Origin of the sequence: Enterovibrio norvegicus FF-33 (assembly GCF_000286835.2) — a bacterium.
In the GTDB taxonomy this organism is placed as follows: domain Bacteria; phylum Pseudomonadota; class Gammaproteobacteria; order Enterobacterales; family Vibrionaceae; genus Enterovibrio; species Enterovibrio norvegicus_A.
This window is the reverse complement of sequence record NZ_AJYD02000038.1, coordinates 1,154,434-1,166,971: the sequence shown is the minus strand read 5'-3', so window position 1 is coordinate 1,166,971 and position 12,538 is coordinate 1,154,434. Positions and strand designations below refer to the sequence as shown.

Genomic DNA, 12,538 nt, shown 5'->3' with positions numbered 1-12,538 from the left:
GAAACCCTCCTTTTCAAAGGGAGGAGCTTTCATTACTTCCGATGATAGTTTGCGATTTAATTGAAGACTATTAATAAAAATTAGGTCTTAGTATATAAAAAATTAATGACCTTAGTTTATTGACTATATAATTCTCGATATGAATTATTCGACACGTCACGTCCAACTTCGTTTAGGATCCAATCGATAAATAACTGCGCATGTGAATGCAAAATCGTTGAATTAGAATTCACTAAATAGAACGCCTCTCGCGTTGCAACCTCTGTCTCAAATAAGCGAACAAGTTTACCTTCATTGATATAGCGCTTAACTAGACTACTTCGACCAAGGGCGATGCCTCCATGATTGACTGAAACCTCCAGCGCATTGACCAGTGTATCGAATTGGCTACCATGCTCAAACTCTGCATAAGGCAATCCCATACTGGTGAACCAATGCCCCCAGCCATCTTCATAGCCAATAACATGTAGCAGTTTTTCGTTTAGTAGTGCTGTCGGCGCGAAACCAGAAGGCAGCGTTTCTGCGTATTGCTTGCTACACACGGGGTACAACGTATCCCATGTTAATCGTCGTGCATTGAGGTGTGGCCAACGCCCGTTGCCATGCGTGATCTCCAAGTCACAATCGCTCGAACCGGTACGATTGTTCACCCATATATTACTGGTAATCTTAAGATTTACTTCAGGGTGACTATCCGTGAACCCCTGTAGCCTTGGCGCCAGCCAATGAATGAAGAACACCATATTGACACGTATATTAAGCAGTTTGGTTCGCCCTTGACCAAAGAGTTCTTCGGTCACTTCGGACAGTTTCTCAATCGACTCATGAACCACAGGCATATAAGCAGAGCCCGCATCCGTCAGCTCTAGCCCTCGGGGTAGACGCACAAAAAGCGCGGTGCCCAATTGGCTTTCTAATCCTTTGATATGTTGGCTCATGGCAGCCTGCGTAATATGAAGCTCTTGTGATGCATGGGTAAAGCTTAAGTGTCTTGCTGCCGCTTCAAAGGAACGAAGCCAATTCAATGGTGGAAGTCTCTTTTTCATATTTACGTCCTTGCTTATATATTCTCAATGTAACCCATCAAAACAGAATGTGACGTAATAAATTCGAAACACGAAAACCACGTATAAATTTTCTTATGCCATAGGCTTCGTTTTTTTTGATTGCTCAAAAATCGATAAACATGGAGTTTAATGAGATAGGAAAATTAATACTTACAGCACTAAACATTTTTCAAGTTCCAGCGAAAAAAAGCCATAAAGACAGAATGTGATGACCATCACTAAAAACCATAATAAAAGATATTGGAAAGGAGTATCGCAATGCAACAAGAAATAAACCCAGATAAACGCACAGGCATTTTTGCTGGCGTTAATCCTGTCATGGCAATTGGTTCATCCCTACTTATTATATTGTTTGTTCTTTACACCATATTAGCACCAGAGCATGCCAGTGGCGTTTATTCGGCTTCGAAAAGTTACATTGCAACAAATTTAGCGTGGTACTACATCGGCTTGATGAGCACATTTTTATTTATCTCTATTTATCTTGTATTTAGCCGATACGGAAACATTCGGTTAGGAAAAGATGACGAGAAACCTGAATTTGGTTTCTTTTCCTGGTTTTCAATGCTGTTTGGCGCAGGTATCGGCATCGGTATTCTTTTTTGGAGTATCGCTGAACCTATGTACCATCTCCAAAGTAACCCATTTATCTCTCCTGAAAATGCCATGTCGATTGAGGCTGCGCAGGTAGCGATGCGTATTAGCATCTTCCATTGGGGTCTTCATGGTTGGGGTTTATTCGCACTTTGTGGCCTGTCCCTCGCATACTTTTCTTATCGTAAAGGTCTCCCACTTTCTATCCGCTCCGGCTTGTACCCTTTGCTCGGTGATCGCATTTATGGCCCGATCGGCCACGCCGCTGACCTCCTTGCCGTATTTGGCACTGTATTTGGCATTGCGACCTCGTTAGGTCTCGGCGCTCAGCAAATGAACGCTGGCTTGAACTACCTATTCGGTATTGAAATTAATACCGTCACACAAGTTGTCATTATTATTGTCATTTCCATGGTCGCGACGTTTTCGGTGATCACGGGTGTTAACAAAGGCATCAGGATCCTCAGTGAGCTCAACATGCAGTTGACTGTCGTCATGCTCGCTTTTTTCATTATTCTGGGCCCGACGGCTTACGTGATTGGTTCATTTTTCACCAACTTGGGTGACTACTTACTGAACTTCACTTCGCTCGGATTGTGGGTTGATCCTGACCCAACGCACACTTGGCAAGGTTCTTGGACCATCTTCTACTGGGGATGGTGGATTGCATGGGCACCGTTTTGCGGCGTTTTCATTGCTCGCATCTCACGTGGCCGTACCATCCGTGAATTTGTGCTTGGCGTGCTGATTGCGCCGACGCTACTCGCCACTTTTTGGATCACCATTTTTGGCAATACCGCCATGTACATCGAGCTATTTGGCGGCGGAGGTGTAGTGGAAGCGGTCAACGACGACCTCACACTTGCCTTGTTTACAACCATAGAACTGATGGACGTAGGCCCCATTCTCACCACCCTTGGTGCCACCATTTGTACCATTATGCTCGTGACCTACTTCGTCACCTCTGCTGATTCCGCAACACTTGTCATCTGCACCCTTATTTCAATGGGTAGCGAACATCCACCTACTCGATACCGTATTTTTTGGGGTATGTCGATTGGCTTTGTGGCCGCCGTTCTCTTGCTCGCAGGTGGATTGGGTGCGCTGCAAACGGCCTCTATTGTCGCCGCCTTACCCTTTTCGTTCGTGATCATTGCAACGGCTATTGGCCTTTATCGAGCACTACGTAGAGAACCTCTTCCCGGAAAACCTGACGCATTAGGAGCAGCAGAATGAGTGTATCAGTCACCTTACCCAGAATGATGGAAATTGGGGGCGGCGCTATCGCTCGTGTTCCCGACATGGTTAGAAACTTGAATGCCAGCCGTGTGCTGTTGATTACCGATAAAACCATGGTTCAGTTTGGCTATGCCGACAAAGTTCAAGCGCTGCTGACTCAAGCAGATATTGAATCGCGTGTTTATGCCGACACCATCCCCGAGCCAACCGCAAGTTCAGTGAATGAAGCGGTACAAATAGCCAAAGATGGCGGCTTTGATTGCCTTGTTGCACTGGGTGGCGGAAGTGCCATTGACAGCGCAAAAGCCATCAGCATTCTTGCACGATTTGGCGGAGTGATGCGTGACTACAAAGTGCCTCGCATCGTGAATGAAGAAGGGTTGCCCATCATTGCCATCCCCACCACGGCGGGCACTGGGTCAGAGGTCACCAAGTTTACGGTGATCACGGATGACGCTACCGATGAAAAAATGCTGTGCGTGGGTTTAGGGTTCTCCCCTACTGCTGCCATTGTGGATTATGAACTCACCATGACCTTGCCTGCGCGAATTACTGCAGACACAGGGATTGATGCGCTCACTCACGCCATCGAAGCTTATGTTAGCCGCAAAGCGAGCCCGTTTAGTGACTTTAATGCACTCGAAGCAATGCGTTTGATCGCGCCAAATCTGCGCAAGGTTTATCACACCGGCAGTGATACAAACGCCCGTGAATCCATGATGCGTGGTGCAACGTTGGCAGGCATTGCGTTTTCCAACGCCTCTGTCGCTTTGGTACACGGAATGAGCCGCCCTATCGGCGCTTTCTTCCATGTGCCCCATGGCCTTTCTAACGCCATGCTCTTACCCAGCATCACGGCGTTTTCTATCGAAGAAGCCCCTGAGCGCTATGCAAAATGTGCAATGGCGATGGGTCTTGCCACCGAAAGCGACCCTATCGACGTTGCCAACACTCGACTTGTTGAAGAGTTGGACGCAATCAATCAAGAACTCAATGTACCGACATTGGCGGAGTTTGGCGTATCGCAAGACGAGTTTGAATCTGTGTTGGAGACCATGATTGAACAGGCGCTCGCGTCTGGTTCGCCATCAAACAACCCTAGAATACCCACCCCTGATGAAATGAAATCGTTATATCGACATCTTTGGTCTTAAGAGAAAGGAGCCCCTCAATGGAAAAAATTGGACATTTGATCAACGGTGAATTGCGCGAAGACTGCACAGACACACAGTGGGTCTACAACCCAGCCACAGGTGAAGCGATCAGAGAATTGCTGTTGGCGCCAGATGCACTCACCAATGAAGCTGTCGAGATCGCCAAAGCCGCTTTTCCCGCGTGGCGCGATCAGCCCGCAATTAAACGTGCACGTATCATGTTCCGTTACAAGCAGTTGCTTGAAGAAAACAAAGATGAAATCTGCAAACTCATCGGCGAAGAACATAGGAAAATTGCGCATGACGCCATGGGCGAGTTGCAACGCGGCATCGAAAATGTGGAATACGCTTGCTCCGCCACTGAATTGCTCAAAGGCGAGTTCAGCAAAAATGTAGGCCCAGCTATTGATTCTTGGTCGGAACATCAGCCACTTGGCGTTGTAGCGGGAATTACACCGTTTAACTTCCCTGCCATGGTTCCGCTTTGGATGTTCCCAATGGCACTGGTGTGTGGGAATTGCTTCATTCTCAAGCCCTCCGAAAAAGACCCAAGCACCTCATTGTTCATCGCTAAACTGCTCAAAGAAGCGGGACTTCCTGATGGCGTGATGCAGGTCATTCAAGGTGGAAAATCAGTGGTTGATGGCTTACTCACCAACGATGGCATTGAAGCGGTTAGCTTTGTCGGCAGCACACCAATTGCAAAATACATTTATGAAAAAGCCAGCCAGAATGGTAAGCGCTGTCAGGCACTGGGTGGCGCGAAAAACCACGCCATTGTGATGCCAGACTGCGACCTCGAAAACGCAGCCAATCAATTGGTTGGCGCAGCTTACGGATCATGCGGCGAGCGCTGCATGGCATTGTCAGTTGCGGTCGCAGTTGGCGCCGAAACAGCAGACAAATTGGCTGCCTTGCTCACGCCTAAACTCGCCAAGCTTCGCGTTGGCGCGTTTTACGATAATGACAATGACTTTGGGCCTTTGATCAGCCGTGAGCACAAGCAAAAAGTAGAAGGATATATTTCTTCTGCGGAAAACGACGGCGCAACCATTGTTGTCGACGGCAGAAACCCATTTATTGAAGGCTACGCAAGTGGTTATTTTGTCGGCCCAACACTCATTGATAACGTCCTACCGACCATGACGAGCTATCAAGAAGAAATCTTTGGCCCTGTTCTGCAAATTGTCCGCGTGGACACCATGCAAGAAGCCATGGCGTTAATTGATAGCCATATCTACGGCAATGGCACCTGCATTTTCACCCGTGACGGTGAGGCGGCGCGGTATTTTTCAGACAACATCAAGGTCGGTATGGTGGGCATCAATGTACCGCTGCCCGTCCCTGTTGCTTACCACAGCTTTGGCGGATGGAAACAATCCTTATTTGGGGACTTGCACGCCTATGGACCTGATGCCGTGAAGTTTTATACACGCAGAAAAACCATTACCCAGCGTTGGCCATCGGCGAACGTTCGAGAAGGCGCGGTGTTTTCAATGACAACCCTTTGATCGTTTCGTCCGCCGTTTAGCCCGATAGCCCGATAGCCCGATAGCCATCAGGAAAGGTCACGTCCCTCGTCCGTATGGCAAGGAGTGTAGCGGTTGAGACGTTTAAAAAAGGCAACGCCCTAGGTCTCGATGACCTAGGGCGTTTTTCTTTGTGCTGTAAACACAACACTTGTGCGTGTGACACCATGTTGGCGAATAAAACCGCAGGCAATTGAGAGCACTGACTTCGTAAATGATTTGTTAATGAATGGATAAAATTGAGATCGAGATCTCGGAACGGATTTAGGTTACCGGTAACACTATTGCAACGTTACCGGTAACATCAGTAACAAGCCGGCCAAAAAACGATCAGTGGAAACGCTGTTATTTGTCAACGTGGAACCCATAAGGATACCTCTGAAATGAAAGTGCTATCTAAAGCTTTGTTAGCTGCCACCCTCACCGGACTCTTTTCAGCATCAGCGTTAGCCGCTGATTTTACGTTAAAAATTCAATCATCTGACCCATCAGGGGACCTCAACTATAAGCTTCAGCAAGAGTGGGCTGAAAGAGTCGAACTGATGTCTAACGGCAGAATAGACATAGATCTTCTGCCTGTCGGCTCTATTGTTAAGCATACTGAAACATTAAGCTCTATCAAGCTGGGGATCATCGACGGTCACGTGACAGCAACAGGTTACTTCTCCGGCAAAGATCCTGCGTTTGGTTTGATTGGCAACATGGTTGGCGCATGGTCAGACACCACGCAACTGCTGCAGTACATGAACTACGGCGGCGGTAATGAACTGATGACCGAACTTTACGCCCCTTATGGCGTGAAATTCATTGGCGCATCCACCACGGGCGTTGAATCCTTCATCTCTAAAAAGCCACTTAATGGCGTTGACGATTTGAAAGGCCTTAAGCTGCGTGCACCGGAAGGCTTAGTTCAACAAGTCTTCGCAGCAGCAGGCGCAACGCCGGTTAACTTACCCGGCTCTGAAGTCTTCACTGGCCTTAGCAAGGGCGTTATCGACGCCGCGGACTACACCGTATTTTCCACTAACCAAAAAGCGGGCATGAACGATATTGCTACCCACCCTGTGCAACCCGGCTTCCATTCACTGCCACTTATCGACATTTCAATTTCTCAGAAGAAATGGGATGCCATGCCTGCTGATCTGCAAGAGATCTTGACTACCTCGGTCAGAGACTTCTCTTACGACATCACCACGCAGCTAAAAATAGCTGACCAAGCGGCAGTCACCGAAGCGCAGAACAACCCAAACATCACCATTCACGATTGGTCTGGCGAAGAGCGTAAGAAATTCCGCGAAATCGCGAAGACCCAATGGAAAGTGTTTGCTGAACGCTCGCCAAATGCTCAGAAAGTTTATGACTCGGTCACACTGTTCCTGACATCTAACGGTTTGCTGTAACCCCCTTCGTTTGGATTCCCTTCCAACCATTGGATTTCAAGAGGGCTCACGCCCTCTTTATTCAGGACAAGATTGTTATGGATAATAAACTGGCCAAGGCTGAAGCCAGCCACCATGAAGACGAGCCGCGCAATTTTTTAGACAGAGCCATTATTCGTGTCGGCGACGCGCTCAGCTTGCTGTTTATCGTCACCGCGTTGATCTCGTTTTACGAAGTCATCATGCGCTACGCCTTTAACGCGCCCACGACTTGGGTGCATGAAACGGCCTCGTTTATTGGTGGGTCTTTGTTCATCATCGGTGGCATTTATGCTTTTGCGGCCAACAAGCACGTTCGCGTCGTGCTGATCTACGACGCCGTATCACCTCGAAAACGCCAATACCTCAACATCGTCCACCACATTATTGGGCTCGCTTTCGCTGGCATGCTGACTTATTCCGCCTACCTCACCGCCAACGAATCTTGGTTTGCACCGTGGGGAGACCTTCGCCTTGAGACATCAGGTTCGGTGCTAAACGCCCCTTACCCTGCGCTGCTCAAAGGGCTTATTTTCGTCGTACTCTGCATTTTGGTGATTCAGTTTACGCTGCACCTCATTCAAGAAATCACCCGTTTTAGGAAGTCGAAAGATGTTTGATTTATCGGCAATCGGCCTCGGTTGGGGCAGTATTCTCATGCTGGCAATGATGGTCGCTCTCCTGCTCACTGGCATGCAACTGGCCTTCGTGACTGGCTTTGTCGCCTTGTTTTTCACCTTAGGTTGGTTTGGCCCTGATGCGCTGCCTTTGATTGCTAGCCGCACCTACAGTTTTGTTTCAGGTTATGTGTTTCTCGCTGTCCCCATGTTTGTCTTGATGGCTTCAATCTTAGATCGGTCAGGGATTGCCAAAGATTTGTTCAATGCCATGCGGATCATTGGTCGTCGTGTTCGTGGCGGCGTGGCGGTTCAAACTCTGCTTGTTGCCGTGATTCTGGCTTCGATGAGCGGTGTCATTGGCGGCGAAACCGTCCTACTCGGCATTCTCGCGCTGCCTCAAATGCTGCGATTAGGCTACAACCGCAAGCTCGCCATTGGTACAACCTGCGCGGGCGGCGCACTCGGCACCATGCTGCCCCCCAGTATCGTACTCATCATTTATGGCATGACCGCGAGTGTCTCCATCGGTGATTTGTTCAAAGCATCGTTCTTGCCTGCCCTGTTGCTGGCAAGTTTCTACATCGCTTATGTGTTGATCCGCTGTTATTTAGACCCGTCACTTGCGCCCGATACCATTCCGTCTGATGCGGAAGAAGAGGAGGAAATCAGCTACATGAAGGCGCTGTTTTTCCCGCTACTCTCTGTTGCGGTAGTGCTGGGCAGTATCTATTCCGGTATCGCGTCGGTCACAGAAGCCTCGGCACTCGGCGTTATCGGCATCATGGCGAGTGCGGCAATTCGTGGTGAACTCAACTACAGCATGCTCAAAGACAGTGCCGTCGCAACCATGCGTACGTGCGGCATGATCATTTGGATAGGCATCGGAGCCAGTGCCTTAGTCGGCATTTACAATCTGATGGGCGGCATCGATTTTGTCGGTGATGTGATCTTCTCCCTCAGTGGCGGTGGTGCGCTTTCCACGCTTCTGATCATGATGCTGATTTTGCTGGTACTGGGCATGTTCCTCGATTGGGTTGGTGTTGCTTTGCTCACGATGCCGATCTTCGTGCCCATGATCACCGAGCTGGGTTATGACCCGATTTGGTTTGGCGTGGTGTTCTGTTTAAACATGCAGGTTTCTTTCCTGTCACCCCCGTTTGGGCCCGCGGCGTTTTACCTTAAATCCGTTGCACCAAAAGACATCAGTCTAGGCGAAATCTTCAGTTCGCTGCTGCCATTTATCGCGCTTCAGATCCTTGTGCTGGGCTTAACCATCGCCTTTCCGCAACTCGCTATGTGGTGGAAATGATGCCGTTTCTAACCGGTCACTCGGTGACTTTTTTGTGCCTTCCGCATTGATAAAGGCAAGAGGATAACGATTGTAATGAAACCTAAGAAAATCTTATTCATGGGCGTTTCAGGCTCAGGGAAAAGCCTCATTGGTAGCCTGATTGCACAAAAACTGGCTATTCCCTTTTATGATGGTGATGACTTCCACCCTGAGGAAAACGTCAAAAAAATGCGTCAGGGTATTCCGCTAAGTGATGCCGACAGACACGGTTGGCTAACCACATTGAACCAATTATTCATCGACAATGATGAGCTGGTTGTTGCTTGCTCTGCACTGAAAAAAACCTATCGCGACACTTTGCGCCTCAACAACGATGACATGACAATTGTGTACCTCAGAGGAGATTTCGACACCATTTGGTCTCGCCACCAAAAGCGTACCGATCATTACTTCAACGGCGAAGAAATGCTGCGCAGCCAATTTGAAACCTTGGTTGAACCCACGGCAGATGAGGCCGTTTTTATTGACGTTTCACATCAATCGGAAGACGTAGTAGATCAAGTGATCCTCGCACTAGGAGGCGCTAGCAATGAGTCAGTCTGATATTCCATGATTGGCCTTGGCGTGATGTGCCAAGAGAAGAAGTTGAGTTCTAGCAACCGGTGCTCACACGGCGGCACAGTGTTATTGCCCTAAGTACCTCATATTCGTAAACAACCTAAAGATGCTTGGGTATAAACGAGCCACTCACAACAAAATGGTGAGCGGAATAGCGCGAAGGTGTAACATCAACGACCACGATATGTGAAAGGATGCGATTAGAATTTCATTATGGCGAGTAAGAAAAAAAGACCGACACTTCAAGATATCGCCGACCAAGTTGGCGTAACAAAAATGACAGTGAGCCGCTGTCTTCGCGACCCGTCACAGGTATCAGAAGCGCTGAAAGACAAGATTGAAACGGCGGTCGAAGCGCTTGGCTACATTCCTAATCGTGCCCCTGATATTCTTTCCAATGCAAAAAGTAACGCCATTGGTGTGCTCGTGCCTTCTTTGACTAATCAGGTGTTTGCTGAAGTCATTCGCGGCATCGAATCGGTGACCGCGCCCGCTGGCTATCAAACCATGATTGCTCACTACGGTTACAGCGCTGAACTCGAAGAGCAAAGTATTGCTTCACTGCTTTCTTACAACGTTGACGCCATCATTCTTTCGCAAACCACGCACACAGACAAATCGAGGAAGATGCTCGAAACCGCCTCTATTCCTGTGGTCGAAATCATGGACTCCATTTCTCCCTGCATTGAACAAGCCGTCGGATTTGATAACGGTGCAGCAGCCAAAGCCATGACACAGGCCATGCTGGACAAAGGATGCAAGCAAATTGCCTATTTCGCCGCACGCATGGATCAGCGTACGCAACTGAAAATGGCGGGTTATCTCGACGCCATGAATGCCAGCGGATTAGTGCCCATTACCTTGCAAACAGAGGAAGCCTCTTCGTTTACCTTAGGGTCAACCTTGCTCAAGGAGTTGGTCGCAAACCACCCTGATGTCGATGGCATATTTTGTACCAACGATGATTTAGCGATCGGCGCGCTCTTTGAGTGCCAACGCCGTGATATTCGTATTCCCGAAGACATTGCCATCGCAGGCTTTCACGGCTTGGATATCAGCCGAGCAATGCTGCCTAGACTGGCGACGGTCGTCACGCCAAGGGAAGATGTAGGACGCGTCGCTGCCGAGCAATTGCTCAATCGCCTAAAAGGCAACGAAGATTGGAAACCGTCTATCGACCTTGGTTACCAAATAGAGATCGGTGAAAGCCTCTGATCTATCGTCATGAATCCTTTATGAATCAGACTTCTATCCATTACTAACACTTTGCGAACCCTCCGCGATAATTTTGTGAGATTTGTTCGCTAGATTCTCCCTATCACTCCTGATCGCTTCGCGCAATTTGGAGCACTGATGTCAGGGAGATCAAGATGACAGTTTCACTTAATTCGGCGTTGTTTCCGCCATCACCAAAATCATTGCTAACGGGCAATGACAACATCTTCAATATTTCACCGCTGGCAAGTCTCGATGCCTTCGAGCTTCGAAAATTCATTGAGTTTGGTCGTGGCCCTCGAGAAAAGCCCTCGTTCAATACACTAAATAAAGCTTTCGAATATCACGCCGAGAATACACCCCATGCCATTGCCGCTATGCATGGCAATCGCTCTATTTCTTATCAAACCCTTAATCACAGCGCTGAACAGCTCGCAACATTTCTCCAGCAACGTGGGGTTAGACCTGGCGACTCCGTCGGCCTTTTCCTTACTCGGTCAATACCTATGTTGATTGGTTTGATGGCATGCCTAAAAATTGGCGCCAATTATGTGCCCCAGCACGCTGGCGTCGCCCCACACCCTCAGCTCGAACATATCGTTGACACTGCACGCATTAAGATCGTACTGACACTTTCTCAACACCTAAAAGACCTCCCTACACTCAACGGTTGTGCGGTAATTGAGCTGGATAATCTATTAAAATCAGAAGAGTTTTGCTCTTTAGACATAACAGGTAAACGCCCAACAAAGCCTCAGAACACCTGCTTTATTCTGTTTACCTCAGGCACGACTGGAAGACCCAACGGTGTGCAAGTTACGCATCAAAATGTCTGCAATATTGTGATGACTACACCGGGTAATCTTGGTGTCAAACCGGGCACACGCGTGGCGCAGATATTGAGTATTGCGTTTGATATGTCAGCGTGGGAAGTGTTTGTGGCACTGTGTCATGGCGGAACTTTGCTAATTCGGGACAAAATCATTGAGCACACCGCCATGAATGCCGACGTGATTGTCGCCACGCCATCGGTACTGAGTCAGATTGACCCTGAAAAGTGTCGTGATGTTAGTGTTGTTGCCGTTGCAGGTGAGCCCTGTCCTAAACCACTGGCAGATACTTGGGGCGCATTCTGCGATTTCTATAACTGTTGCGGGCCGACAGAAACCACCATCATCAATACCGCCAAACTTTACCGTCCTGGCGACTCACTGACCATTGGCAAACCTACCCCAAACAACACCGTGTATGTGCTAAATGAAAAACTCGAACCCTGCGCAATCGGCGACGTGGGTGAAATGTGGGCGGGCGGTGTTTGCGTAACGAAAGGGTATCTCGCTAACGCTGAACTCAGTCAATCACGATATCGTGCGGATCCTTTTTTAGGCGATGGACATGTGATGTTCAGAACACGAGACCTTGGCAGATGGACGCCAGATGGTGAACTTGAACACTATGGCCGCACCGACGATCAAGTGAAAGTGAAAGGGTTTCGCGTGGAGCTTGATGCTGTCTCAGCCATGATTGAGCAACTGCCTAGTTGTCGCTTGGCCGTCACCCTAAAAGCAGACACTGACCACCTCGTTTCCTTCGTTGTTCCTGCCAATGTTGACGAACAAGAAGCGATAAACCACGTTGCTGAAAACCTTCCCTATTATTGCGTGCCTGTGCGTGTCATGGCCCTCGATGCGCTGCCATTAACGCCACGTGGGAAAGTGGATAAACGCGAACTAAAGGCGCTTTATGACCAGTTTCACAACAACGTTAAGTCCCACAAGACAGGAGAGGAATAA

10 protein-coding genes are annotated in these 12,538 nt (G+C 48.6%); 9 read left to right on the top strand and 1 reads right to left on the bottom strand.

The window, feature by feature from the left end:
- Positions 1-116: 116 nt before the first annotated feature.
- The gene (locus A1OO_RS13470; RefSeq protein ID WP_016960449.1) at positions 117-1,046 is read right to left on the bottom strand and encodes a LysR family transcriptional regulator; all 930 of its coding nucleotides are present in this window, start codon (positions 1,044-1,046) and stop codon (positions 117-119) included.
- 279 nt (positions 1,047-1,325) lie between these two features.
- Here A1OO_RS13470 and A1OO_RS13465 point away from each other — a divergent pair, with 279 nt between their 5' ends.
- From A1OO_RS13465 to A1OO_RS13425, 9 genes are all read left to right on the top strand, one after another.
- A complete protein-coding gene (locus tag A1OO_RS13465; RefSeq protein ID WP_016960448.1) occupies positions 1,326-2,897 on the top strand; it encodes a BCCT family transporter in 1,572 nt (523 codons plus the stop codon).
- The gene (locus A1OO_RS13460) at positions 2,894-4,054 is read left to right on the top strand and encodes an iron-containing alcohol dehydrogenase (protein WP_017003324.1); all 1,161 of its coding nucleotides are present in this window, start codon (positions 2,894-2,896) and stop codon (positions 4,052-4,054) included. Before A1OO_RS13465 ends, A1OO_RS13460 begins: the two co-directional genes overlap by 4 nt.
- 17 nt (positions 4,055-4,071) lie before the next feature.
- Entirely contained in the window at positions 4,072-5,565 is a 1,494-nt protein-coding gene (locus A1OO_RS13455; RefSeq protein WP_017003323.1) for a CoA-acylating methylmalonate-semialdehyde dehydrogenase, read from the top strand.
- A gap of 401 nt (positions 5,566-5,966) precedes the next feature.
- Complete coding sequence (locus tag A1OO_RS13450; RefSeq protein ID WP_017003322.1) at positions 5,967-6,983, top strand: TRAP transporter substrate-binding protein; 1,017 nt, start codon at positions 5,967-5,969, stop codon at positions 6,981-6,983.
- Positions 6,984-7,060: 77 nt separating this feature from the next.
- Positions 7,061-7,621, top strand: a complete 561-nt coding sequence (locus A1OO_RS13445) for a TRAP transporter small permease subunit (protein ID WP_016960444.1) — start codon at positions 7,061-7,063, stop codon at positions 7,619-7,621.
- Positions 7,614-8,930: a TRAP transporter large permease gene (locus A1OO_RS13440; protein ID WP_016960443.1), complete on the top strand. Its 1,317-nt coding sequence runs from the start codon at positions 7,614-7,616 to the stop codon at positions 8,928-8,930. Before A1OO_RS13445 ends, A1OO_RS13440 begins: the two co-directional genes overlap by 8 nt.
- 75 nt (positions 8,931-9,005) lie before the next feature.
- Positions 9,006-9,515 (top strand): gluconokinase, encoded by a 510-nt coding sequence (locus A1OO_RS13435; protein ID WP_016960442.1) that lies wholly within the window; start codon positions 9,006-9,008, stop codon positions 9,513-9,515.
- 228 nt (positions 9,516-9,743) lie between these two features.
- A complete protein-coding gene (gene gntR, locus A1OO_RS13430) occupies positions 9,744-10,745 on the top strand; it encodes a gluconate operon transcriptional repressor GntR (RefSeq protein ID WP_016960441.1) in 1,002 nt (333 codons plus the stop codon).
- 155 nt (positions 10,746-10,900) lie between these two features.
- Positions 10,901-12,538, top strand: a complete 1,638-nt coding sequence (locus tag A1OO_RS13425; RefSeq protein WP_017003321.1) for an amino acid adenylation domain-containing protein — start codon at positions 10,901-10,903, stop codon at positions 12,536-12,538.

Bases quoted from the DNA above. Each gene is read 5' to 3' on its own strand.
- A1OO_RS13440 (WP_016960443.1), top strand. From the start codon at position 7,614: ATGTTTGATTTATCGGCAATCGGCCTCGGTTGGGGCAGTATTCTCATG.
- A1OO_RS13465 (WP_016960448.1), top strand. From the start codon at position 1,326: ATGCAACAAGAAATAAACCCAGATAAACGCACAGGCATTTTTGCTGGC.
- A1OO_RS13445 (WP_016960444.1), top strand. From the start codon at position 7,061: ATGGATAATAAACTGGCCAAGGCTGAAGCCAGCCACCATGAAGACGAG.
- A1OO_RS13470 (WP_016960449.1), bottom strand. From the start codon at position 1,046: ATGAAAAAGAGACTTCCACCATTGAATTGGCTTCGTTCCTTTGAAGCG.
- A1OO_RS13450 (WP_017003322.1), top strand. From the start codon at position 5,967: ATGAAAGTGCTATCTAAAGCTTTGTTAGCTGCCACCCTCACCGGACTC.
- gntR (WP_016960441.1), top strand. From the start codon at position 9,744: ATGGCGAGTAAGAAAAAAAGACCGACACTTCAAGATATCGCCGACCAA.
- A1OO_RS13425 (WP_017003321.1), top strand. From the start codon at position 10,901: ATGACAGTTTCACTTAATTCGGCGTTGTTTCCGCCATCACCAAAATCA.
- A1OO_RS13455 (WP_017003323.1), top strand. From the start codon at position 4,072: ATGGAAAAAATTGGACATTTGATCAACGGTGAATTGCGCGAAGACTGC.
- A1OO_RS13460 (WP_017003324.1), top strand. From the start codon at position 2,894: ATGAGTGTATCAGTCACCTTACCCAGAATGATGGAAATTGGGGGCGGC.
- A1OO_RS13435 (WP_016960442.1), top strand. From the start codon at position 9,006: ATGAAACCTAAGAAAATCTTATTCATGGGCGTTTCAGGCTCAGGGAAA.